Genomic DNA, 24,459 nt, shown 5'->3' with positions numbered 1-24,459 from the left:
GACTAAAGGTATGATCAGCGAAAGGGAGGGAATTCGCTTCCTTCGATCCTCATTTCGGATCATTGTTTGCACTTGGCGACAGTTCAGACCTGTGTATTTCTTTGCAAAACTCTGAATTTTTATTTTGCACTTTACAAGAGGTTTGATTATAGCATCAAGGTCTTTGTTTTAAACAAGCTGCCTCCATCCCTAATTTATATTTCCCTGTCTTCATAAACGTCGACAAGTAATTTTTCTTATTTCGATGCATCCGCAACAATAATTATCTTAACCATTCTTCCATTAGATTCACTTTTTTTAAAATCGTTTCCTTCACTCCTAAAAAACCTCTAAAAACTCTTTGAAATTTTAAAATATTTTGATATGTGAGTTTACCTAACATTTGCTGTCTTCGTGTGATATTAAAAGGAATTAATATGGCAGCAAACATTCGCATGTTCATTGCATTTTTCTGCACTTTTCAATTGCAATAAAAAATTTCCAAAAACATTAGAAAAACTTTAGATTCTCAATTTATATAGGGAATGGAATGTTGTTATTTGCCATTAAGACAGATAACTTCGAGTTTCTATTCGGTTACATCATTATTTTTTATATTGTCCCGAATTATTCCAAGAATTCATATAGGTGGTGGGGATAATGAATAAAAAAAAGAGAATCTTAGTGGTTGATGATAATGAAGATATTTGCCTTACAATAAAACAATACCTAGAGCTTTATAATTACTTTGTTGAAACTGTTCATAGCGGGAATGAGGCATTGCAGATTATCAATAATAATTTTGATTTAATTATATTGGATATTATGATGGAAGGCATTGATGGAATGGAATTGTGTAGCATGATCCGTGACAGTTTGGATTGTCCTATCATATTTGTAAGTGCAAAAACGTTAGAAGAAGATAAGATTCAAGCTCTTTCAGTAGGTGGAGATGACTATATTAGTAAACCCTTTAGCTTAAAGGAATTAAAGGCTAGAATAGATTGCCATTTAAGACGAGAAGAGCGAATAAGATCGAATGAAAGGCATCTTCTAAGCTCTAAAAATATTACTATAGATCTTTTAGCTAATGAAATTTTTTGTAAAGGTGTTAAATTACATTTAACAAAAAAAGAGTATGAAATCATTAAACTATTAATGTTGAATAAGAATATGGTTTTTTCTAAAGAAAGAATTTTTGAAAGCGTATGGGGATTCGATTCAGAAAGTCAATTAGAAACAGTTACAGAGAGTATCAAAAATATTAGAAAGAAAATTCGCTCTTTAGATCCGGAACATTCTTATATTAAAACGCTATATGGATTAGGATATAAATGGGATGTGACATATGAAAAAGGATAAAACGATAAAAAGAGATTTTTATTTATTGGTTGTTAAGGTCTTCCTATCAACCTTTATATCAACGCTTATCACATATATATGCTTATTTCTGTTGATATTTGTGATAACAAACAACAATACCATCAAACCGTCTAACTATTATGTTAAGTATATAGATTTAATTGAAAAAAAGATCGAAGAAAATTCATCATCAATTTTAAAAGGACAATTAATTGATTTAAAGTCCTATCATGAAAACATCCAAGGTGAAGTTTTGGATATCAACGGTAATCATATGTATGGGGATAAGGGGGTTGTAGAAAATAAAATAAATTTCAGCAAAGTCATAAATCATGAGATTGTAAAAGGAAAGTATGTTTATAGATATGTACCTGTTCAGCATAATAACTCTATCCAAGCTGTCTATGTCATAAAGGCTCCTTTTGGGTTCTTAATTAATAATATAAAGGATAATCCCGGAGTGGTATTGATTTATATTTTGCTGCTGATCTCGCCGTTAATATTTTTTATTATTTATTTGATTTTATTTACATCTAAACTATATAAGTCATTATTTAATAATATCAAAGTATTGCTTCAGGCTGCAGAGAAGATTTCGAATGGTGATTTTGACTTTCAGGTGCACGGGCTTAAAAGATGGGAATTTATCAAAATACAAAATTCTTTTAATACAATGATCAACGCACTGAAAGAAACCATTGAAAATCTATCAAAGTTAGATGATGAACGCAAGATGATGATGTCATCAATTGCCCATGACATAAGAACCCCTTTAACGGTGATCCAAGGACAAATGGATTTGATTGCTGATTTGAAGAACCATGATGATTTTGATATCATTCCCCATCTAGATATTATTCGTAATAATTGTAATAAGATGGTCATGCTTACAGATAATTTATCGCTGTTATATAAAGTAGAAAAGGCGAACTTTTTATTAAATATTAAGAAATTGGATTTGAATAAAATGCTTATAGAGAAAAAGCAAGAAATATCAGCAGTGGCCTATAATAAAAGGAACTTAGATATTAAGTTTGATATCAATTTAAGTAAACAATTTTATTTACTTGATGAGTCAATGTTAATGAGGGTCTTAGATAATATTTTATATAACAGCCTGAGATTTACAACGAATGGAGAAATTAAACTTGAGGTACATGATGAACTAGGTGATGAGAGCAATAAAATTTTCTTTAAATGTATGGATACAGGAATCGGATTTAAACAAAAGGATGCGTCCATGTTGTTCGAGGCATTTTATCAAGATGAACAATACAAAAATCATATCGGTTTAGGCCTTTATATCTCGAAAAAAATTGTTAACAATTTTGGTGGAGAGATTTTGGCTTATAATAACGAAAAAGGTGGAGCGACAGTAGAGTTTTATATAAAGGAACAGGAAAATATCATAAATTTGTAATAAGTTTCAATAACGCTTAATGTTTTCGGCTTCCTTCTTGAATTTTGACTCTAAATCCCATTATTCATGCGGCGCTTCGCTCATTTTTCCATCTTTTTTGTCCATATAGAAAATCAATTCATTCTATCGTCGCTCTTGATTCCACCTTTTTGTGGCGAATTTTATTTTTGCATTTTTGCCACACGATATTGGTTATTCACGACAACTGCTATTTCTTCGTCTGGGTTTGTATTTTTTATGCTGTATACCCAGCCAAAGTTATAATGAAATCTTTTTTCTTCTTTTTTATTTGGAAGAACTTCAACTTTTCTAAGTTCTTTTTTGCTTAATATTTCATGTTCTTCATTAATTGTAATACTTTCGGAAACTCTCCCAATAGGTTCTTGTAAATAACTAGGCTTAATGACAGATTCTTGGATAATATAAGTCTTATCTTTATAGCTTATTTCCTTAAAATTTTGTTTGTTTAATTCATATATCGGTAGTTTTTTATCAATCGCCATATTTTTTGTTGCGGTATGTTTTAACTCGCTTATAAGCGAACAACCTCCCAAAAAAATTGAAACGATCAATAAAAGGGAAAATATAGAATTTTTTCTTTTCAATGCATATTTTCTCCTTTCCTGCTTCATCGTGCTTTACAAGATTGTTTTTGTTATTATTCATATGATTTGTTTCCTTCCCATCGATTAAACCATATTATTCCGCCGATTGTTGCGAACACAAAACATATAATCGCCGGTATCATGCCTTTCATCAGTTCTTGAAGAAAGAGCTCTGATGGCTGTATTCCATTAGCAAGCTTTGCTTCAGGCATCAACAATATGGGGATTTTTGCAAGTCTAACAGCCCAAGCCCAAGGTATAAATGGCCACATGTCATCCCCAACAACGGTTGCTCCAATGATAGCTGAAATAAGGAAACCGCCCCCTCCAATAGCTATAGACGCTCCCATCCCATATGCAAAGCTAATAAATATATGCATTGAAAAAAGAAAAAGCGAGCCAATCACTGATAACAGTGCACCTTGCCAAAATAATCCGTAATGAACATCGTCTACATGTAATATATAACTCATCCCTAACAGCATAAGGAAAGTGGCCAAGAATATATCCATGATTGCTGATAAAATCAGCAAAACTAGTTTACTCATATAAAGTTTTGCTCTTGAAACTGGTTCTGCTAACAGGCCGATAAAATTTCCTGATTTTTCTTCCTGAAACGATATAAGACCTGTAAGTAGAGAGACAATGATAGGTATAGAGACTGTTAACACCTCGAAAAAGCCGCTATATATCTTAATTTGCCATGATGAAGGATTACTGTATTTAGAAAAATACCATAACATACAAACTGGATAAACGATTGGTGTGACAAACACGATAAGTCTAATCGCCGTTCGCTTCGTCTTTATCCATTCGGAAGATAGAACTTGAAGAAAAGACAATTCAGTTCACCTCTTTTTTAGAAAACCAAATCGCTGTCGCAAATGACAGCAAAATAAAAAATACAATCGAGACGACAATTCCCATTGGAATAACAGAAGAATTTAACAATGGACTTCCTGTTTCCAGCGGGGTTCCATTTGGATGAACACCTACAATAGGAGACATTAGCCTCATTCCCCAGCTCCACGGAATATAAATCCAATAAGGTTCTGAGGCCATCACTACTCCTATGACGATGCCTAAAACACTAACAATAATAGAAACCGCTGTTCCGAATCGTTCTGCCAAAAACAAGCCTATAGGGATGTATGCCAAAGATGTGACCCAAACTGCAAGACTTGCTTGTATTACTACAACTGCTGATGTAATGCTGTTAGGAAGAAAAAATTTTAATATGAACAATAAGAAGATGAGTTCAATAGATGATAACAATGTATATAGGGCAATCACAATGATTTTACTGAACCACATATGTGTTAAACTCATATCATGACATCGTAAAACTCTGTAGTTTCCTGACTTTTTTTCCCTCATTGCAGAAAGTGAAGATATCAAGGCTGTCCCTAACGGCATAAATAGTAATGGCCACCAATTGAATACTGTATATTCGAAATAATTATATTTTGAATGAATAGTAGGCATTGTAAGAATGGCATATAATATAAAAAAGAAAGGAGAAATATATACAATTTTTTTTGTAAATGTACGTTTATATTTTAAATTTTCTGACTGTATCATATTGAGCATTATTTCATTTCCTCCCTATTTCGTTTTTTCACTGACTACTTCCATAAACAATTTTTCTAAATCTTTATTTTTCTCGATTTCACCTTGATATTTGAGTTTTCCATGATGAATGATGCCAATATGATCTGCTAATTGTTCCACTTCTGATAAGATATGACTTGATAAAATGACAGTCATTCCGTGCAATGGGAAGGATCTTATAAGCTTGCGCAATTCTTGTATACCTAGTGGATCAAGCCCGTTTGTTGGCTCATCGAGAATAAGAAGCTTTGGATGATTTAAAAGTGCTTTAGCAATACCTAATCTTTGCTTCATGCCAAACGAAAATTGCGATACTTTCTTTTTACCGGTATTTTCTAAACCAACTATTTTCAGCACTTCTTGTATCCTTGACTCTGGTAAATTTAGTACCTTTGTATGAACAAGTAGATTCTCATAAGCGGTCAAATTGCCATAAAGACCCGGTGATTCAATAAGTACACCTATGTCTTTAAGATCTTTTCTGCTCCATCGATGACCGTTAAATATAATTTCGCCAGATGTGGGATGTAAAAGCCCTGTTAACAGTTTTAAAGTCGTTGATTTTCCGGCTCCATTTGGCCCGAGCAGTCCATAGATCGTGTTTGTTTTCACCTTTAAAGAAACATTGTCTGCCGCTAACTGTTTGCCAAAAGATTTACTCAAATGGTGAGTTTTCAAAATGTATTTCTCCATTTTCGATTCCCCTTTCTCTTGAAGAAACTTTAAAGAGGTGTGTGTTGCTGAAACAAAAAGGTGGCTGTTTCAATGTTTACTCCAGTTTCAAAAGACAATCACGATTCAACTTCCTATGATTCAAACATTTCATGAATCTCGTAATGAAAGTGTAACTTCCAATTATAAAGATTTTATAAGGCGATTATTTGTTATTTTTTAAACTATCCGTTTAGGCCCTTTATTGAATGGCTGCTAAGAAGCTGGCATTCTAAATTGGCCGATTGTTTAAAACGATTGGATAGTTCATAAGTTTTTTGAAAGGCTGAAACATAGGGAACCCATAAGCGTAATCGTCTCTGATCAACAAGGTGGGTTAAGCTATTGAAAAGCATTTTCCAAGGCTCCATTAAAACAAAAAACATGTTCAGGCATTCTTTTTTGCATTTTTCAGGGAAAATGTGCAGCAATAGAATTACCCACTTTCGCGGACTTTTTTATTGTTTGTAAATTAAAATTTTGGTAAAATGACAGAAAAATTTAGTAAAAAATATGTTTAGAATGAGGTTGTGGAGATGGCGACAATTAAAGATATTGCGAAGCTGGCAAATGTTTCAACTGCCACTGTATCAAGAGTATTGAATAATGACCCGACATTATCTGTGGCCGAGGATACGAGAAAACGTATTTTGGATACGGCAAAACAATTGGACTATACACCTCTGCGGAAAAAAACGAAAAAACTTCCGGTAGAAGGGAAAAAAATCTTTTAATATTGGGTTTGTCATCATATATTCCGAAGAATATGAGTATAACGATCCTTATTTTATGTCCATTCGAGTTGGCTGCGAAAAAACTTGCCAAGATCTTGGGATGGAAATTTCGACGATTTACCGGGTAAACAGCAATGGTGATCCCTCAAAACTGAGCAACTTGGACGGCATTATTGTCATCGGCTCTTTAGATATCGAAAATTTGGAGGAATTTTATAACCATAATTCTAATGTCGTCTTTATTGATTATGACCCGAATGACTCGCATGTAAAATATGATGTCGTGATTTCAGATTTTAAGAAAGCCACCGCCAAAGTGCTTGACTATTTATTTCAATTAAATCATCAAAATATCGGCTATATCGGCGGGGTGCAGCAAATTAAAACTCTCGACAATTTGAGCAAGTCTGAAAATCGCGATCCGAGAATAGAAACGTTTGAAAAAATCATGAAAGAAAGAAAACTATTCAAGGAAGAAAATGTATACATTGCCGACTGGCTGACGAGTGAAGGTTACAAGATCATGAAACAGGCGATTAAGAAAGGAAGCCTGCCGACGGCTTTTATTATCGGAAGCGATCCAATGGCAATTGGCGCACTGCATGCTCTAAATACCGCTTATCTCCGGTTTTGGCGTTGCTGTCGGATATGTCGGAACGCTTGTCGGGCTCGCTGTGTATCCATTTGTTGGAGAAATGGATTACTATCGGGCTTTTATTCCAAGCGCCCTTTTGTTTCTCCTCTTTTCTTTCCCGCTGTTTTTCTTTGTCAAAGAAGAAGCCGAAAAAGCCGATGCCTTAAAGCGAAAGGCCGGACTTTTTGCAGGCTATCGGGATATTTATGCAACATTGAAAGAAATGAAAAAGTATCAAAACATTTTTACATTCATGATTGCTTATTTCTTTTTGAATGATGCGGTGGCGACGACGATCGCCATCATGTCCGTTTATGCCAAAGTCATTGCCGGGTTTACGGCAGGGGAGTTCATCCTTTTATATTTAGTCTCCACAGTTTCAAGTATTATCGGTTCCTTTCTTTTTGGCTATATTACGAGAAGCAAGGGAGCCAAAAAAGCGGTTTTGTATGTCGGCATCGTGATGTGCATCGCACTGGCGATAGGGGTGCTTGCTTTTTCCAAGCTATCTTTTTGGATTGCTGGGAGTTTGTTCGGCGTCAGTTTAGGAGCGATGTGGGTCACTTCGAGAACATATATAGTCGAACTTTCCCCGCCAGATAAGCAAGGGCAATTTTTCGGACTGTTCGCTTTTTCTGGAAAAGTGTCAGCCATCATTGGTCCAGCGATTTATGGAAGCATTACCCTCCTTTTTCATTCATACGGAAACATTGCCAATCGGTTGGCGATGGGATCGCTTTTGATGATGGTGCTCCTTGGCATTTTCTTTTTGCAGAAGGTAAAGCCACAGGAGCCTGCCGCGCCGAAAAGCTGATGAGAGGTTTTAAGGAGGACATTGCCGAAAGCTATTCCGTCATTGAAATCATGGAAACAGAAATAACTACCAGCCGCCATCTGGGCGCTCTTGTTCGTCTTTCTTGTTTGCCTCATCGCTAAAAATTTATGAAGAACTTATTTTTAAAATTGGTTCTAAAATGAATTGACTTAACCGGACAAAAAATTAAGGTCAAGTAGATGAACAACCATATCTGAGCATACTGCTTATTTAGCATAAATGATTCGAATAAAATTTTACATGGAGTGGCGGACATGTTAGGCTTGATGCCTTGCGAAGCAAGGATTGGCGCTCGCTCCTTTCGCTAGGAAACATGTCCGCAGAAGCTCCGTGTCAAGCGATATAGACCTAAAATTTTATACAGGGAATGGAATATTCGTATTTTGTCATTCATACATTTTTTAATTGCCAAAAACAGATAAATGAAGCAAAAAGGTTGGTGTTTAAACTTTCGGAGCCAGTTCGACAGCGGCGCGAATGGCTTCGAGCATGCTGCGTTCGTCCGCCCGATTTTTTCCTGCGATATCAAAGGCTGTTCCATGGTCGACAGATGTGCGGATGATACCGCCTTTGAGGCCGACGGTGATGTTTACTCCGGCTTCCAGCCCCAGCACTTTAATAGGGGCGTGCCCTTGGTCATGGTAGCAAGCGACAACAATATCAAAATCTCCGCGCACCGCACGGTAAAATAATGTATCTGCCGGATATGGTCCGGTTGCATTGATTCCTTCCTCTTGTGCTTTTCGGATGCCGGGAATGAGTTTTTCCTCTTCCTCTCCATTGCCAAACAGACCGTTTTCTCCAGCGTGTGGATTAATGCCGCACACGGCGATGCTTGGGTTTTCTTTTCCCGCTCTTGTTAACGTTTCGTGAGCCAGCTTAATAACTTTGTAGGTCCGATCGGAGAAGAAAAAAAGGCTTTTAAGAACCTTCCCCATTTAGTCATGTCAGATCGAAAAATTTTAAATAAAATCATTTCTTTTGCTCTTAAATGGGTTGTGCGTATAAAAGCTGATAGTTCTCTTTTAACTACGGACAGATATTATAAGTGAAAGGGGAAAGGTCACAGCGGAAAATAGAAATTGAGCATTCTTATCCAAGATGAATCATTTTAAAACATTATGGCATTGTTCCTAAAGCGGTTATTCGTCCGATGTAAAGTTAATAAATAACACGGTACAATCTATCTACGGCAACTGGTATGTCTTCATTTTTTATATTGGCAAATCCGATAATCAAAATAATTTTTTTCCCTTCTTCGATATTGCCTAGTAAATTGAACCTCTTCATGGAGTATATTTCAAGTTTTTCTTTTTTTGCTCTTTCTTCAATTTCTTTATACCCTTTATCTGTTTTGAATTCCGCAATGAAATGAAGTCCTGCCGGCACATTTTTAATCTTAATGTCATTTCGAAATTTCCATTTCAATTCCTTAATCAGGTTTTCTCTTTTCATCTCATAGTGATTGTTCATGCGCTTGACGTGTTTTGCGTACTCGCCGCTTTCAATAAAATAGTGAAGCGTAAATAAATTCAGTGTATTGCTTCCCTGTATCCAATATGAAAAATGTCTTTTGTACTCTCTTAATAAATCGGGAGGCAAAACGAGATAACTGATTCGGAAACTTGGCATGATCGTTTTGGAGAATGTTCCTGCATAAATCACTCGTTGATTCCGATCTAGGCTTTGCAGCGACGGAATATTGTCCGTTCCGTATTTAAATTCGCTATCGTAATCGTCTTCTACAATATACCTTCCTTCAGAAGCCGAGGCCCAATTCAAAAGTTCAATTCTTCTTGAAATAGGCATAATGATTCCGGTCGGGAATTGGTGTGACGGGGTGATAAAAAGGAAATGTGGATTCAAAGCTTCCACTTTCTTGATGTCTATTCCTTTTTTATCAAGATCGATTGGAAAAACTTCAAAATTCATATCTTTTAATAATTGGTAGATGCGAGAATACCCAGGGTTCTCAATTGCAGCTTTTATATTTTCCCTCTGCATGCCCAACACTTGACGTAACAAGGGCTGTGTCCCGGGGCCGATAATCACTTGTTCTGGTTCGCATTTAACACCGCGTGTAAGCGCAATCATACGCGAGATGGTTTTTCTCACAAGGTAAGGACCTTGAGGATGAGAAATGTCCGAAAGTTCGTTTTTGTGATTTTTTATTGCTATTTTTTCACACTTCATCCATTCTTTAAACGGGAACATGGAGATGTCAGCCGTCATATGTGATAAGGAAAGCCATCCCTCATCTTTCTTGGAGAATTCTTCTTTTAAATCATCTGGAAAGTTCATTTTAGCCTCTTTTTGATTGTTGAACTGTGTAATATTTTCCACATAGTAGCCTTTTCTTTCAATTGCGTAAATATATCCTTCAGCCAGGAGCTGCTCGTACGCATTTGAAACCGAATTAATGCTCACTCCTAATTTTTCTGCTAATTTTCTTTTGGAAGGCAATTTCTCATTGGTAGGAATCTTTCTCTCTAAAATCGCTTCTTTTAACGATTTATAAATTTGTTGATAGATATGATTTGACTTATCCTTTTTATCTATTTGAAAAAATATCATGATCTATCTCTCCCTCTGGTACCTGAAAAATCAGAAAACTGGTACTTTTCTTTTAATATATTTATCATAATATTATTTATTATCAGTGTAAATTATCAGGATAAATGATGTTAGAAATAGTAACATAAAAAGAAAATAAAAATGTAAGGGGGATTCAGGCTTTTATTTTTCCTTAGAATTGTTTTTAGTCTATGCGATTTCCGTTATTAATGCAAAAGCTGTGGAGATGGTTATAGAAATGTGCATTTTCTAATTATGTATTCGTATGTGACGGAACAAAGCTTTTGTTTTCTACAATGTTTTATAATAATACTTTCTTAATAAATTTAAAAGGGAGTGAGAGTAATGAGTAATAAATTTTCAAAATCAATGTCAAGAGCCGATGTTCTATTTCTTTCTGTTGGAGCAATGCTTGGATGGGGATGGGTTGTTCTTTCTGGTGATTGGATAAGTAAAGCAGGTTTTCTAGGAACGGCAATTGCCTTTTTGTTTGGTGGGCTGCTTGTTACTTTTATTGGTCTGACCTATGCAGAGTTAGCAGCTGCAATACCTGAAACTGGCGGTGGATTAGTGTTCGTCCAGCGAGCCTTTAATGATAGGTTGGGATATATTGCTGCATGGAGTGTCTTGTTTGGATATGTATCAGTTATTACCTTTGAGGCAGTTGCATTACCTACCGTCATTGATTATATAATTCCTGTTGATCACCAACTCTTTTTATGGAATCTCGGAGGATGGGATATTTATTTAACTTGGGTTTTGATTGGATCCTTTGGTTCGCTGTTGTTGACATCGATGAATTATTTTGGAATTAAACCGGCTGCTATTTTTCAAAATATTTTAACTATTGCTGTTATTTTAATAGGCTTAGTTTTAGTTTTTGGAGCATTTGCAAATGGAGGTTCAGAGCATACGAATTCAATTCTTGGAGAAGGAGTGGGGGGAGTGATGACTGTTCTTATCATGATTCCATTCCTATTTGTAGGGTTCGATGTTATCCCGCAAATCGCTTCAGAAGTAAAAGCACCACCAAAAGTAATAGGTAGGATACTTATTTTTTCTATTATACTGGCCATTGTTTTCTACATTTTAATTGCATATGGGGTATCAGTTGGATTAACACCGTCTCAACTCGAGGTTACCCGACTTGCTACTGCTGATGCAATGACGAATCTATTTAGAAGTCCAGTGTTTGGAACAATTCTTGTGATTGGTGGGGTTGCCGGAATCGTGACAAGTTGGAATGCATTCATTATTGGTGGAAGTCGAATTTTATTTGCCATGGCGGAGAGAGGGATGATTCCAAAATGGTTTGCTTACATTCATCCAAAATATAAGACACCGACACATGGCATTATCTTTTTAGGATTACTTGGTTTTTTTGCACCATTTTTAGGGCATTCAGCTTTAAACTGGTTTGTAAATGCTGGTGGCATTGGAATTGTCATCGGTTATATGCTTGTTTCCATCTCATTTATGAAACTTAGAAAAACAGAACCTGATTTAGAACGTCCATATAAGATACGAAATTGGAAATTAACTGGAGTTATCGCCATAATTTTAAGTATTATATTTATTACTTTTTATTTACCTGGAATGCCATCTGCGCTTGTTTGGCCTATGGAATGGTTAATTGTGTTTGGGTGGTATGGAATCGGAACAATCTTGTATCTGTTTGGTTCTAGAAAAGACTCTGTGAAAAAATTTAAAGATGTCTCGTCGACTTAGCCTTTGACGAGAATCCCCTTTGAAGGATTTCTAATTTATATAGAAAGTGAATTGGAAGGTAAATGAGAACAGTGTGCATTTTAAGTTTTTACCATACCCCCTAGCTTTATAAAGAGTGTTTAACGTTTTAACTGGTACCTGAAAAATCAGAAAACTGGTGCTTTTCACTATAACAGAAAATTGGCATAATTCGTATATATATTGATTTTGAGGAGGCAATGAAAAAATGGCATCATCGACAACGATGGAAGACTTGCAGGCTAAACGGAAAAAGTATGTTCCTAAAGGGGTGAGCAATGGAAATTTAAGTATTGCGCATCATGCAAAAGGGGCTACCATCGTAGACATTGATCAGAATGAATGGATAGATTTTGCAGGGGCAATCGGAACTTTAAATGTAGGGCATAGTCATCCTAAAGTAACGGCTGCTGTAAAAGAGCAGGTCGATAAATTTTTGCATCCTGGTTTTAATGTGATCATGTACGAAGGATACATTAAGCTGGCAGAAAAATTATGCAAGATTACGCCAGGCAACTTTGATAAACAAGCTATTCTTTTTAATTCGGGTGCGGAAGCAGTCGAAAATGCAGTTAAAGTGTCCCGTAAATTTACAGGCAGACAAGCGGTCGTTTCATTTGTCAGAGGGTTTCATGGAAGAACGAATATGACGTTGAGCATGACGAGCAAAGTCAAACCATATAAATTCGGATTTGGTCCTTTTGCTTCAGAAGTGTATCAAGCTCCTTATCCATACTTGTACCGAAAACCGGATCATATGACAGATGAACAATATATTGATTGGACGATTGAAGAATTCAAGAGGTTTTTCGCTGCTACTGTGGCACCTGAAACGGTTGCTTGTATCGTAATGGAACCTGTTCAAGGGGAAGGCGGTTTTATTATCCCACCGAAGAAATTTGTCAAATTTGTCAGGGACTTCTGTGATGATCACGGTATTGTTTTTGTGGCAGATGAAATTCAAACTGGTTTTGGCCGTACAGGCAAATTATTTGCAATTGAACATTTTGATGTTGTCCCGGATTTGATTACTGTTTCCAAGTCATTGGCTGCCGGGTTGCCTTTAAGCGGTGTAGTAGGCAAGGCGGAAATTTTAAATGCTGCCGATCCGGGTGAACTGGGTGGAACGTATGCTGGGAATCCTGTAGCTTGTGCCGCCGCACTGGCAGTCATTGATATCGTCGAAGAAGAGGATTTGCTCACAAAATCAGAAATACTGGGACGAAAGATTGAGAAAAAACTGCTGGAATTACAAGCAAAACATGAGTTTGTGGGGGAAATTCGCCGCTTAGGTGCTATGGTAGCGGTGGAGATCGTAGATAACCGCCAGAACAAACGACCGAATAAAGAGAAAACGAATCAAATTCTGAAATATGCGAATGAACATGGTCTTTTATTGCTTTCAGCTGGTATTGATGGAAATATTATACGCTTTTTAGCTCCGTTGGTTATTACTGACGAGGAATTAAATAAAGGGTTATCCATATTGGAAAAAGCTTTTGCTCAATGAACTGGGTGAAGAAACTGAGGATAAAATTGCCGGGAATCCATTAACCAGTGGCGTTATATATTTTATATCCCGGCAAAGAAAAACCCAGAGGGAGGTAAACCTTGATGGCAGCGACGATTAAAGTCACGAATCCTGCAACAGGTGAGTTGATCCAGGAAGTAAAGGCAGATACAGAAGAAGAGATTCATCTTGCATTGCGGAGAGGGCATGAAAGTTTCCGAAAGTGGTCCAAAACAAATGCACATGAACGATCGAGACTATTAAAGCTTTGGTCTAAAAAAATCCAAGAACATAAAGGTGATCTTGCAAAGATCATGACAATGGAAAGCGGTAAACCTTTGCACGAATCATTGGGTGAAGTTGACTATGCAACTAGTTACATTGATTGGTATGCAGAAGAGGCGAAACGGCTTTATGGACGAACAATTCCTGCAAATACGGAATCCAAACGTATCATTGTCAGCCGCCAACCGGTAGGATTGGTTGCAGCCATTACTCCTTGGAATTTTCCAGCCGCAATGATGACAAGAAAAGCTGCACCGGCATTGGCAGCTGGATGTACATTCGTTGTGAAACCAGCAGAAGATACCCCGTTAACCACGATGAAATTGATTGAGCTCGCTCATGAAGCCGGAATACCAGCGGATGTAATTCAATGTGTGAATGGCTATGGCAGTGAGGTAGGAAAAATATTTACGGAAAGCAAATATGTCAGAAAAATTACGTTTACCGGCTCGACTCCTGTAGGAAAATTATTGATCAGAGACAGTGCCAGTACAGTTAAACATGTTTCAATGGAATTAGGCGGCCACGCACCGGTCATTGTTGCACATGATGCTGATATTGATTTGGCGGTAGAACAAACGATAGCTTCCAAGTTCAGAAATGCCGGTCAAACATGTATTTGTGCAAACAGAGTTCTAGTGCATGAAAGCATTGTAGAGGAATTTGCTGAAAAATTAACAAATGAAGTTAAAAAATTAAAAGTTGGAAATGGTTTGGAAAAAGGCACTCAAATTGGGCCAGTTATTAATGAAAAAGGCTTTCATAAGATTGTCTCGCAGGTCAACGATGCAATCAGTAAAGGTGCTGAAGTTCTATGCGGCAATAAATACAATGCAAATAGGGAAAAAGGCTATTTCTTTGTTTATCCGACAGTTCTCAAAAATGTCAATGAGAACATGAAGATTATGCAAGAGGAAACATTTGGACCCATTTTGCCAATCACAACGTTTCAGGAATTAGAAGAAGCTGTTAATATTGCAAACAGCACGCCTTATGGTCTGGCCGCTTACTTTTTTACAAATGACTATAGAACAGGCATCTATCTGCATGAGCATTTAGATTTCGGAATTATCGGCTGGAATGACGGCTCTCCATCTGCTGCCCACGCTCCTTTTGGAGGAATGAAAGAAAGCGGAATCGGCCGTGAAGGTGGAGTGGAAGGCATTGAACCGTATTTGGAAACGAAATATTTGTCAATAGGGGATATTTATAAATAAAAGACTTTTTGCAGGGTGTTTTTAACATCTGTTAATTTTCAATTTGATAGAAACTAATCGGTTTTTCATAAAGTTGGTTACATCCACCATCCATGATCAGGAATTCGACTTGGGAATTTGTACAATCTGTCACATTTCCGATCAATGTTGGGTCGACTTCTCCATCGTTTACATGAGTTGGAGTTACTTCGATCGCAATCGGTAATTCACTGATGGTATCTACAGAAAAATGCACTTTATGGCCAAACCAAGTGATTTTATTGCTAAAAGAATCAAACTTTGCTCCCTTGTTGTTCACTCTGTTTTTTAGGCTTGATCTTTTCAGAGGCGTTAATGGCGGCACTATCGATAGCCTGATGCCCTCCATTGATACGCCTTCAGCTTGGCCTATCTGGACAAGATCATATAAAGATTTTTTTGAGTGTGTTCATGGAAAATACTGTACTAAAAGTAGAGGTAGATGGTTCAGGTCGACCGATATTTAAACCGCATTGATAACGGAACGAATGTCTTAATCCAATCGGTTACGAAGGGCTGTAAACGTATCAAAACCTTTTAATGGAGCAGCAATAAGAGCTCTTAAAATTCCTTTCCTTAGAATGACCTTCAGCCCCCCTTGGGGTGAAGAATTGCTTAGCAAAGGGACGTAAATCAAGAGCACTAAAAAAGATTTGGCAAATTTTCTTTAGAATCTAAAATTTACAGTTCTTCAAAAAGGAAAATAGACTTTCTTGTAGAATGTACTAAGTGACTTCCCCCTAGCGAATTATTGTGTTTAGGCCACATCAAAAATTCTGCAAATGAGGGGTGAAGTCCTTTTTTCTTTTGAAAGTCTTATGGCTCTTAGAACAAAAAAATGTAAAATGTTCAAATAAAAAACTTGATTAGAAGTTAAAATTTTTTATTTTTGTTCTTAATTTCTCTAAATTTCAAATGGTTCAGGTATCAATATTTGGATTTCCACAACCTAAGTTTAGTATCGTTGATAACTGGGCACTTCATAGTACAGCTTCCAGTTCATTAGGGTTTCTGTTTTTTTCCAAAATAAAAGGGCAGAGAATCGAAAAATCCTTATGCAGTGATATGCAAAGGGGCTATACATGGAGAGAGAGCCATGATAACCTTTTTTGGTTTTGCCAAAATTATTGAAGCTGACTGGTATTATCCCCTACAGGTAGACAGTAAAAAAAGAGGCCATTTGATATGAACCTAGGAGGGGATTTTTTATGGCTAAAAAAGTCGAAAACACTATGATAGCCATATAAAAGAATTGTATCCGGTAAAATATAATCAGTTTGGAGAACTCTAACCGAAAATCAAGGGAAAACAAGATAATCCTATGAAAAATAGATAAAAGCGTCATTACGGAATAATCCAGACTGACTGATTATTGCTGAAACAAGGGGTTCAGAGCTTATGATATGTTTAGATCAAGATGCTTTAAATCAAACTATTGAAACGATGGAAAAGGAAGCTGTTTTAAAAACGGATCATTTTAGGAAATAAAAATTTCCATCCATTAACATCTTTTATCAAATTTAAGGATTAAATACGAAGTGGTGAGAACACCGAAGGAACTTTTTTAGAGAGTAAACAAGTATATTAACTTTGAAATTGTTGAACGGGATAATTGTATCTGAGAAAGAAACATGTACAATATAGAATCTATTTAATGATTTTAATGGTCTTGTCTTTTCCTTTGATTTTCTTATTTTCGGGCAAAGAAGTTTACGATAAATTCTTAAAAATGGGTTCTATAGCCATTGGAACAAACGTTGTGTTATACATTGCTATTTGATCAGCATGCTGTTTCTTCAAAAAGCTATAACAGATATTTTGCTTCATTACTAAGACAAAAATAAAACACCGTACTCGATCTCGACCATCGAAATACGGTGACCCTTAAAAAAAATCAAAAATAAAAGAGAGAAATTAAAATATCGATTAAATTATACAAAAATAAGAGAGAAAAAGCAATAGAAAAATACATAAAAAAGAGGAAGATTCATCCATATTAGCCTTAAACGATCAAATCGTTTTAGGGGTGATGATCTATTTACCCACATGCTCATAGTCGTTCCGACATGGTGTGTTCATCCCAAATGCTAAATTAAACAATTTGAATCAATACATAAAATCATAGATATACTTGCCTAGACGCTTTCAATTAATATTTAGCAATAGTTTAATTTCTTTCTATCATCTTGAAATGCCCCCTAACAGCTCAAAACGGGGCGGTCAGTAGCTGCTAAAGGAAATCGTCGGTAAGTTTAGAGAAGGAAACCGTGAAGCTAAACAATGAATCATGCAAATTGCGTTTTGAAAGTATCGAAGAAGAAAAGAGGGGAGGATGGAACGATTGCTAGTCATACCGATTCTGATAAGTGCTGCTAAAGGGCGTCTCCGAAGATGCTCAATCCGACCTTAAAACTTGAAGATCGATCCCCCCAGTTGAGCAATTAATTGCACATACAGTTTGCATTTTTAAACTTGGCCGGTTCATCCATTTGGCGTTGAATTCGCTGCAAGATCAGCATGGTGTTTTTTCACAAAATGATCGTAACTATTTTTTATTAAATGGATGCAGTCCACATCTTCTCTAGATTCACAGAGCGAACTTGTTTATTGATGTGAGCTGTTGTGTAAAAGCAGCAATAACTGATCCGTCTTAATGCAAAATTCAGTTTTTGTTTACCTAATCATGTGTGCTGCTTTCATGATCATATCACCGTAATCTTTCGCTGGCAGCAATATCTTCGTCACATTTCTTGTTGTGAATAGGCAAGTTTTCCGCGGCAAAATGTCATTACTACTTCAAGGCGGTCATTTAAAACAACTAAGTCAGCATCTTTTCCTTTTGCAATGCTTCCTTTGCGATCATAAACGTTTATTTGTTTAGCAGGGTTAACGGCTGCCATTTGAATAATGTCTTGAAGCGTACATCCGGTGTAAGCCATCATGTTTTTGGCTGCATCGTTCAGCTTCAAAATACTTCCTGCCAGCGTCCCATCCCGCAAAACTGCCCGATCTTCATTCACTTGGACTTCTTGGCCTCCAAGTTCATAGATTCCTTTACCGAGACATTTCGCTCTCATTGCATCCGTGATTAAAATAAGCCCGTCATTTCCTTTGTTTTGATAAGCAAATTTCACCATTTCCGGACACACATGAATGCCATCTGCGATAATTTCGCACAACACCTCATCATGCATGAGCACTGCTAGAGCAGCTCCAGGCTTGCGATGGTGCAATCCGCTCATTCCATTAAATAAATGGGTTGCATGGGTAATGCCAGCTTGTATGCTTTTAGCAGCTTCAGCATAAGAAGCATCTGAATGCCCGATGGAGGCGACAACTCCTGTTTGTTTTAAATAATCGGTTAATTCTATTCCACCTTTTCTTTCAGGCGCCAATGTCACAAGCTTTATCGCTCCGCCAGATATATGCTGCCATTTTTTAAATAACTGCAAGTTCGGTTCGAGAATATTTTCTGAGTGCTGCGCTCCTGCTCTTTTAGGTGAAATAAACGGACCTTCCAAGTGGACTCCTAACACTTCTGCATATCCGGGTTTATTCGCTGTTTCCATGTACTTTCTTACATTGATCAGAGCTTCTTCAATCCGCTGTTCAGAGCTTGTCATCGTTGTTGCTAAAAAACTCGTCGTTCCTTCCCGGGGGAGTGCCGCTGCCATTTTGCGAATTGCTTCATCGGTTGCATCCATCGTATCGGCGCCTGCTGCTCCATGAATATGCAAATCGATAAAACCAGGAATAACTGCATAATTGTTTTTGCTTTCAATTTTTTCAACCCGTTCGTCTGTAACAGTCAGCTTTTCTTGAGGACCAACTTCGAGAATTTTCCCATTTTCTATTAATACATATCCATTTTTGAAAACTCGTTCTTCAGCATATACCGTCATATTCGATAATAAAATCTTGTTCATAAAGATCTCCTTTTTCTAGTAACACTCTCTATCTAAATTGTATTTATGTGGAACAAAATGTTAAATGACTTTTATGGGATTTTTAAGTCTTTCAGTATAGTAATTTGAGGAACCGAAAGAATAACTATTCAATTCTTATTCTTTTTTGCAGCTTGGTCATTTATATCCCGTAGCTTTTCCTTCAACGAATCATTCGTGTTAAAAGTGCTGGTTACCTTCATTTTACGATATAATGATGAACTTTATGAAAAAATCTCAATGTGTAATAAACAAATTTTATAATATACTAGTTTGCAGTTTGTTGTTCCATAGGTGGTAGAGAACTGGTTAAAAAATAAATCACAAAACTGTAAAAATGCAACAGAAATTCATGATGAATTCTGTGGCATTTATCATTGATACCGCTCTTCAATATATGTTAAAAAAAGTACCATTTAAATAAATTCCAAAATATATGTAATAAAAAATGACATATTTTAAGACAAAGATGAAAAGCAGGATTATTATTTAACTAAAAACCACAAGAAAACACAAAAAATCAATTTGCAAGTTGTGGTTTTATTAATAATATATAACATTAAATGTAATAATTTATAACAATATTATCGGAAGGCGGGATTAGCATGATCGCAACAATCAGTGTTAGTAAAGCAGATATTTTAGAAAAATCGATTAAGTGGTGGAATCCTGGAAAAACTTTGAAATGGAAAAAAGATGGTATTGATTTAGTGATCGGTAAAAGAGAAGGCTATTATTTTTATGATATAAATGGAAAAAAATTGATGGATGTTCATTTAAATGGAGGAACATACAACCTTGGTCACCGGAATCCTGAAATCATAGATGCGCTGCAGGAAGGATTAAAAGAATTCGATATAGGGAATCACCATTTTCCTTCTGTTGCTCGTGCTTTACTATCTGAACAACTAAATTATTGTACTCCCGATAATCTTAAGTATTCGATTTTGTCAAGTGGCGGAGGAGAAGCAATCGATGTAGCAATTAAATGTGCAAGATATGCAACTAAAAGAAAGAAAATAGTTTCCATTCAAAATGGTTATCATGGCCATACAGGGTTAGCTTTGGCGCTAGGAAACGAACGATACTCGCGTCTTTTTTTGAGCGAGGGTGATAAGGACGAATTTGTACATGTCCCATTTAATGATTTGGAAGAGATGGAAAAGGAGCTTTCGAAGCATGATGTTGCTGGTGTCATTGTAGAAACAATTCCTGCAACTTACGGGTTTCCTCTTCCAGAAGAAGGATATCTTGCAGCCGTAAAAGCTTTATGTGAGAAGTATGATGCCTTATATATTGCGGATGAAGTGCAAACAGGGCTAATGCGAACAGGTGAAATGTGGGGGATAGAACATTATGGTGTAAAACCTGATATTCTAGTCACTTCCAAAGGGTTGAGCGGTGGGATTTATCCAATTGCGGCGACAGTAGTGAGCGAAAAAGCAGGCCAATGGATGATGGAAGATGGTTTTGCCCATATATCTACGTTTGGGGGTGCTGAACTTGGATGCATTGTTGCGATGAAAGTATTGGAGATTACCCAGAGAGAGGAAGTAAGGAGCAATGTTAAGTTTATATCAGACTATTTGCGAAAAGGATTGGAAGTCATAAAACGTGGAACCTCTGACTTTTTTGTAGGTATACGTCAATTGGGGGTTGTGATGGGGCTGGAATTTAACCATCCAGAAGGAGCAAAGTATGTTATGCGTTCATTATACGAAAACGGTGTATGGGCTATTTACTCAATGCTTGATCCACGAGTGCTGCAATTTAAGCCTGGGCTTCTTTGCAGCAAAGATTACTGTGATGAATTGCTCGAAAAGGTTGAAAGAAGTATTAAACAAGCATCAAAGTTAGTTCAGCAATAAAAATATTTCGTGGAATGGAGGGGGAAAAATGTGTGCAATGAGAAGTCCTTCGTACAGTAATGTGATCGAATTTTATAGTGAAATTGCCAAAAAAGCGGTTCAATTATTTTATCCGGAGGTTTCTTCCATCCGCCTGTTAAATTATTCAGAAAACATAACATATTTAGCTGAACGTAAAGATGGAAAGGGATCAGCTATTTTGAGACTGAACCGTCCAGGTTATCATACGAAAAAAGAGCTTGAAGCTGAGCTCATTTGGATGATGGCAATTAAAAATCATACATCCATCATTGTCCCTGAACCGATTGCAGGCGCTAATGGACAGTTCATTCAGGAGATTGCTGACGTCAATAATAGTGGACAACCATACCATTGTGTCATGTTCAGTTATTTAAAGGGCGAAACTCCTGATGAAATGAATGAGAATGAATTACTCTTTAATTTTGAAAACCTTGGTGAAATAACGGCTCATTTGCACAACCATGTTGAAAATTGGAAAGAATCCAAAATAATCTGCCGTCCTACATGGGAATATGAAACAATGTTAGGAAAAAAAGCAAAATGGGGGAGATGGCAGGACGGGTTAGGAATCACTCCCCAACTTGTGCAGCTGTTTGAAAAAGTATCTAATACGATATATCACAGATTGAACCGTTTTGGAAAAACGCCGGACCGTTTCGGATTGATCCATGCAGATTTGCGGCTTGCCAATCTTCTTGTAGAGAGCGATCAATTAAAAGTCATTGATTTTGATGATTGTGGTTTTGGCTGGTATTTATATGATTTGGCCGCTGCTTTAAGTTTTATAGAACATAAGGATTATGTACCTGATTTAATACAGTCCTGGTTGAAAGGATATAAAAAAGTTCGAACTCTTTCAAAGGAAGAGGAAGAAGAGATTCCAACATTTATAATGCTTCGCAGGTTAATGCTAATCGGCTGGATCAGCAGTCATTCAGATAATGAAACTGCCCAAAAAATGGGTGCAGAATTTACTTTCCAAACAGTACCATTGGCAGAAAAATATTTATACCGCTATGGATAAAAAACGGTTAACTACTTTACTAATTTATTTTACGAAGTATTTGGAGGTGCAACGATATGCTTGCCCAAGAAAAAGAAAAAGGATTGTTGGATTATACAGCCGATTTATCTAAATTCGGCTATAAACAAGAACTCAAACGAACTATGAATGTTTGGCAACTTACAGCATTTGGGTTGAATTATATGGTTCCCATTGCACCTGCCATTATTTTTGGATTACTATTGCAAACTTCGGGCGGGACGGTAGCTCTTCCATATCTGCTTGCAGGTATTGCAATGCTTTTAACAGCTTTTAGTTATTCTGTTATGGTTCGGAATTTCCCGCTTGCCGGATCGGTTTACAGCTATGTCGGCAGGGGATGGAATGCGTATTTTGGGTTTATAGCTGGATGGGTTTTAACATTAGACTATATTTTAATTCCAACCGTGACGGCATCTAGCTCAGCTTTTTTTGCCCAGCAGTATTTTCCTGACGTTCCTTATTGGGTTCTACTTGCTATTTTCTCCATTGGAACAGGATTATTAAACTTATTTGGTGTGGAACTTCTTTCTAAAATGGGTCTTTGGCTGTTAGTTCTTGGAGAATTTGTCGTATGGGCTTCTATTTTAGTATGGGCAAAAGCTGTTCACCTTGACGGATTTGGAACAGGGACATTGTTCAGCACACAGCCTTTTCAATTTGAAAGCTTGTCAAGTTTAATAGCAGCTACATCTCTTGCAGTATTCAGCTTTCTTGGTTTTGATGCGATCACAACGCTGTCAGAAGAAACACGGAGACCGAAAAGGGATATTCCAAGAGCCATCTATTGGTGTATTGGAATTGGAACATTAACAATGTTTATGTGTGGGTATGTCGGGATGTTAGCTATTCCCGATTGGAAAGAGCATATTAGCGATGAAACATGGATGAACACTGTTTTGTTTCAAGTTTCAAAAATGACCGGAGGAGAAGGATTTGCTATCTTTTTTACAGCAGGATATTTAACTGAGTTGGCAGTTTTTAACTTGGTAGCTACTGCTGCGGGTGCAAGACTATTATATGGAATGGGAAGAGATACACTTTTGCCGAAGTCCATCTTTGCTAAAGTCAACAAAAGGTGGAAAACGCCTCACTGGAGCATTGTGATTATCGTTGCAGTTGAGTTTATTTTAGGTCTTTCTTCCAATATAGCGACACTATCTAATTTGGTGAACTACGGAGCATTGTTTGGATTTGCAGCACTGAATTTATCAGTCATTTGGCTATATTATGTGAAGAAAAAAGGAGAAGCACCTTTAAGTTTAGGAAGTGTGCCAAATTGGAAACCGACAGGGTGGAGGCATCTTCGCTATTTGGTTCTTCCATTATTAGGTTTTTTCGTAATAGTTTATGTTTGGATCAGTATGGATCCAGTTGCCCAACTCATTGGAACAATTTGGCTGGCAATAGGAGTCATTTACTTAATAATTAAGACAAAAGGATTTAAGAAATTGCCTCCGCATTTAGATGTCTGAAAAGTATGATTATTGAAAATAGAGGGGGATTGAACCATGTTTACGTCATTGGCAGGAAAGACCGTTATGGTAACTGGAGGAAGCAAAGGTATTGGAAAAGGAATCTCAGTCGTTTTCGCAAAACAAGGTGCAAATGTAGCGGTCGTGGCTAGAAATGCCGAAGCGGCAGAGAGATGTGCTGAACAGATTAGAAATGACGGTGGAAGTGCAAATAGCTTTCAAGGAGATGTTGCAGATCTGGATTCGATGAAAAAAGTTGCACAGTCTGTAGCAGATATGTTTGGTGGAATAGATATACTATGTTCAAATGCAGGAATTTTTCCAAGTGCAGCAATTGAGGAGATGACGGGTGAAGAATGGGATACTGTAATGAATACAAACGCCAAAGGGAGTTTGTACGCGATACAGGCCTCCCTCCCTTATCTTAAAAATGCAGAATACGGAAGAATTATTCTGACATCTTCCATTACAGGCCCTTTAACAGGTTACAAAGGATGGTCTCACTATGGAGCGAGCAAAGCAGCACAACTAGGATTTATGAAATCAGCTGCGCTAGAACTAGCTAAATACAATATTACCATTAACGCTGTACTGCCAGGGAATATCGTTACTGAAGGTTTAGAGAATTTAGGTGAAAATTATCTTAATGAAATGGCTGCTTCTATTCCATTAAAAAGACTTGGACATGTTGACGATATTGCTTATGCTGCATGTTTTCTCGCTTCAAAAGAGGCAGGCTACATTACTGGACAATCGATTATAGTAGATGGAGGGCAAACGATTCCTGAAAACTTAGATGCTATGGCTTAATGGAAGCATCTAATTTTATAAATGGTAGATAGGAGGAGGTCCCAATAGGACATTAAAA

The 24,459-nt window shown here is 36.8% G+C and carries 17 protein-coding genes and 3 pseudogenes; 12 read left to right on the top strand and 8 right to left on the bottom strand.

Features of this window, described 5'->3' with window-relative positions:
* The first annotated feature begins 639 nt into the window (after positions 1–639).
* Positions 640–1,341: a response regulator transcription factor gene (locus NSQ41_RS17890; protein ID WP_339197860.1), complete on the top strand. Its 702-nt coding sequence runs from the start codon at positions 640–642 to the stop codon at positions 1,339–1,341.
* Positions 1,328–2,761 (top strand): HAMP domain-containing sensor histidine kinase, encoded by a 1,434-nt coding sequence (locus tag NSQ41_RS17885; RefSeq protein ID WP_339197857.1) that lies wholly within the window; start codon positions 1,328–1,330, stop codon positions 2,759–2,761. Before NSQ41_RS17890 ends, NSQ41_RS17885 begins: the two co-directional genes overlap by 14 nt.
* Positions 2,762–2,922: 161 nt before the next feature.
* Here the strand turns inward: NSQ41_RS17885 and NSQ41_RS17880 are convergent, their stop codons facing one another.
* From NSQ41_RS17880 to NSQ41_RS17865, 4 genes are read right to left on the bottom strand one after another with little or no spacing between them, the layout of a single operon-like run.
* A complete protein-coding gene (locus NSQ41_RS17880; protein WP_339197854.1) occupies positions 2,923–3,366 on the bottom strand; it encodes a NisI/SpaI family lantibiotic immunity lipoprotein in 444 nt (147 codons plus the stop codon).
* 53 nt (positions 3,367–3,419) lie between these two features.
* Positions 3,420–4,208 (bottom strand): lantibiotic immunity ABC transporter MutG family permease subunit, encoded by a 789-nt coding sequence (locus tag NSQ41_RS17875; protein ID WP_339197851.1) that lies wholly within the window; start codon positions 4,206–4,208, stop codon positions 3,420–3,422.
* Position 4,209: 1 nt separating this feature from the next.
* Positions 4,210–4,956 (bottom strand): lantibiotic immunity ABC transporter MutE/EpiE family permease subunit, encoded by a 747-nt coding sequence (locus tag NSQ41_RS17870; RefSeq protein ID WP_339210554.1) that lies wholly within the window; start codon positions 4,954–4,956, stop codon positions 4,210–4,212.
* A gap of 15 nt (positions 4,957–4,971) precedes the next feature.
* Entirely contained in the window at positions 4,972–5,670 is a 699-nt protein-coding gene (locus NSQ41_RS17865) for a lantibiotic protection ABC transporter ATP-binding protein (RefSeq protein ID WP_339197848.1), read from the bottom strand.
* A gap of 554 nt (positions 5,671–6,224) precedes the next feature.
* Between NSQ41_RS17865 and NSQ41_RS17860 the strand changes: the two genes are divergently transcribed.
* From NSQ41_RS17860 to NSQ41_RS17850, 3 genes and pseudogenes are all read left to right on the top strand, one after another.
* Positions 6,225–6,422: a LacI family DNA-binding transcriptional regulator gene (locus NSQ41_RS17860; protein ID WP_339197844.1), complete on the top strand. Its 198-nt coding sequence runs from the start codon at positions 6,225–6,227 to the stop codon at positions 6,420–6,422.
* 55 nt (positions 6,423–6,477) lie between these two features.
* A pseudogene (locus NSQ41_RS17855) lies at positions 6,478–6,987 on the top strand (transcriptional regulator); the annotation flags it as partial.
* A gap of 46 nt (positions 6,988–7,033) precedes the next feature.
* Positions 7,034–7,870, top strand: a pseudogene (locus tag NSQ41_RS17850) (MFS transporter); the annotation flags it as partial.
* Between the two features lie 464 nt (positions 7,871–8,334).
* Here the strand turns inward: NSQ41_RS17850 and NSQ41_RS17845 are convergent.
* Together NSQ41_RS17845 and NSQ41_RS17840 are read right to left on the bottom strand one after the other, a co-directional pair.
* Positions 8,335–8,793 (bottom strand): annotated as a pseudogene (locus NSQ41_RS17845) (4-hydroxythreonine-4-phosphate dehydrogenase PdxA); the annotation flags it as partial.
* A 259-nt stretch (positions 8,794–9,052) separates the two neighbouring features.
* Entirely contained in the window at positions 9,053–10,465 is a 1,413-nt protein-coding gene (locus NSQ41_RS17840; protein WP_130157668.1) for a PLP-dependent aminotransferase family protein, read from the bottom strand.
* Positions 10,466–10,810: 345 nt separating this feature from the next.
* Here NSQ41_RS17840 and NSQ41_RS17835 point away from each other — a divergent pair, with 345 nt between their 5' ends.
* From NSQ41_RS17835 to NSQ41_RS17825, 3 genes are all read left to right on the top strand, one after another.
* On the top strand, positions 10,811–12,193 hold the full coding sequence (locus tag NSQ41_RS17835) for an amino acid permease (RefSeq protein ID WP_339197838.1): 1,383 nt from the start codon (positions 10,811–10,813) through the stop codon (positions 12,191–12,193).
* A gap of 226 nt (positions 12,194–12,419) precedes the next feature.
* Entirely contained in the window at positions 12,420–13,721 is a 1,302-nt protein-coding gene (gene gabT, locus NSQ41_RS17830; protein ID WP_339210552.1) for a 4-aminobutyrate--2-oxoglutarate transaminase, read from the top strand.
* Positions 13,722–13,825: 104 nt separating this feature from the next.
* Positions 13,826–15,223 (top strand): NAD-dependent succinate-semialdehyde dehydrogenase, encoded by a 1,398-nt coding sequence (locus tag NSQ41_RS17825; protein WP_327856112.1) that lies wholly within the window; start codon positions 13,826–13,828, stop codon positions 15,221–15,223.
* A gap of 31 nt (positions 15,224–15,254) precedes the next feature.
* On the opposite strand, the gene NSQ41_RS17820 is transcribed toward NSQ41_RS17825, so the two are convergent.
* Positions 15,255–15,590, bottom strand: coding sequence for a hypothetical protein (locus tag NSQ41_RS17820; RefSeq protein WP_339210550.1), 336 nt, complete (start codon positions 15,588–15,590; stop codon positions 15,255–15,257).
* 2,392 nt (positions 15,591–17,982) lie between these two features.
* Positions 17,983–19,167: an N-acetylglucosamine-6-phosphate deacetylase gene (nagA, locus tag NSQ41_RS17815; protein ID WP_339210548.1), complete on the bottom strand. Its 1,185-nt coding sequence runs from the start codon at positions 19,165–19,167 to the stop codon at positions 17,983–17,985.
* A 623-nt stretch (positions 19,168–19,790) separates the two neighbouring features.
* On the opposite strand from nagA, the gene NSQ41_RS17810 reads away from it, so the two are divergent.
* From NSQ41_RS17810 to fabG, 4 genes are read left to right on the top strand one after another with little or no spacing between them, the layout of a single operon-like run.
* On the top strand, positions 19,791–21,053 hold the full coding sequence (locus NSQ41_RS17810) for an aminotransferase class III-fold pyridoxal phosphate-dependent enzyme (protein ID WP_327856109.1): 1,263 nt from the start codon (positions 19,791–19,793) through the stop codon (positions 21,051–21,053).
* 28 nt (positions 21,054–21,081) lie between these two features.
* On the top strand, positions 21,082–22,098 hold the full coding sequence (locus tag NSQ41_RS17805) for a phosphotransferase (RefSeq protein WP_327864091.1): 1,017 nt from the start codon (positions 21,082–21,084) through the stop codon (positions 22,096–22,098).
* A gap of 56 nt (positions 22,099–22,154) precedes the next feature.
* Entirely contained in the window at positions 22,155–23,591 is a 1,437-nt protein-coding gene (locus tag NSQ41_RS17800; RefSeq protein WP_339210546.1) for an APC family permease, read from the top strand.
* A 36-nt stretch (positions 23,592–23,627) separates the two neighbouring features.
* Positions 23,628–24,401 (top strand): 3-oxoacyl-ACP reductase FabG, encoded by a 774-nt coding sequence (fabG, locus tag NSQ41_RS17795; RefSeq protein ID WP_339210544.1) that lies wholly within the window; start codon positions 23,628–23,630, stop codon positions 24,399–24,401.
* The last annotated feature ends 58 nt before the right edge of the window (positions 24,402–24,459 follow it).

It is taken from the genome of Aeribacillus sp. FSL K6-8210 (assembly GCF_037963925.1).
Taxonomy (GTDB): Bacteria; Bacillota; Bacilli; order Bacillales; family Aeribacillaceae; genus Aeribacillus; species Aeribacillus composti.
The sequence above is the reverse complement of the archived record's forward strand: the minus strand, read 5'-3'. Positions and strand labels throughout refer to the sequence as shown.

Excerpts from the sequence above, each read along its gene's own strand:
- NSQ41_RS17825 (WP_327856112.1), top strand. The coding sequence starts at position 13,826 with ATGGCAGCGACGATTAAAGTCACGAATCCTGCAACAGGTGAGTTGATC.
- NSQ41_RS17820 (WP_339210550.1), bottom strand. The coding sequence starts at position 15,590 with ATGGAGGGCATCAGGCTATCGATAGTGCCGCCATTAACGCCTCTGAAA.
- NSQ41_RS17860 (WP_339197844.1), top strand. The coding sequence starts at position 6,225 with ATGGCGACAATTAAAGATATTGCGAAGCTGGCAAATGTTTCAACTGCC.
- NSQ41_RS17810 (WP_327856109.1), top strand. The coding sequence starts at position 19,791 with ATGATCGCAACAATCAGTGTTAGTAAAGCAGATATTTTAGAAAAATCG.
- NSQ41_RS17805 (WP_327864091.1), top strand. The coding sequence starts at position 21,082 with ATGTGTGCAATGAGAAGTCCTTCGTACAGTAATGTGATCGAATTTTAT.
- gabT (WP_339210552.1), top strand. The coding sequence starts at position 12,420 with ATGGCATCATCGACAACGATGGAAGACTTGCAGGCTAAACGGAAAAAG.
- NSQ41_RS17885 (WP_339197857.1), top strand. The coding sequence starts at position 1,328 with ATGAAAAAGGATAAAACGATAAAAAGAGATTTTTATTTATTGGTTGTT.
- NSQ41_RS17870 (WP_339210554.1), bottom strand. The coding sequence starts at position 4,956 with ATGCTCAATATGATACAGTCAGAAAATTTAAAATATAAACGTACATTT.
- nagA (WP_339210548.1), bottom strand. The coding sequence starts at position 19,167 with ATGAACAAGATTTTATTATCGAATATGACGGTATATGCTGAAGAACGA.
- fabG (WP_339210544.1), top strand. The coding sequence starts at position 23,628 with ATGTTTACGTCATTGGCAGGAAAGACCGTTATGGTAACTGGAGGAAGC.
- NSQ41_RS17865 (WP_339197848.1), bottom strand. The coding sequence starts at position 5,670 with ATGGAGAAATACATTTTGAAAACTCACCATTTGAGTAAATCTTTTGGC.
- NSQ41_RS17835 (WP_339197838.1), top strand. The coding sequence starts at position 10,811 with ATGAGTAATAAATTTTCAAAATCAATGTCAAGAGCCGATGTTCTATTT.
- NSQ41_RS17840 (WP_130157668.1), bottom strand. The coding sequence starts at position 10,465 with ATGATATTTTTTCAAATAGATAAAAAGGATAAGTCAAATCATATCTAT.
- NSQ41_RS17800 (WP_339210546.1), top strand. The coding sequence starts at position 22,155 with ATGCTTGCCCAAGAAAAAGAAAAAGGATTGTTGGATTATACAGCCGAT.
- NSQ41_RS17890 (WP_339197860.1), top strand. The coding sequence starts at position 640 with ATGAATAAAAAAAAGAGAATCTTAGTGGTTGATGATAATGAAGATATT.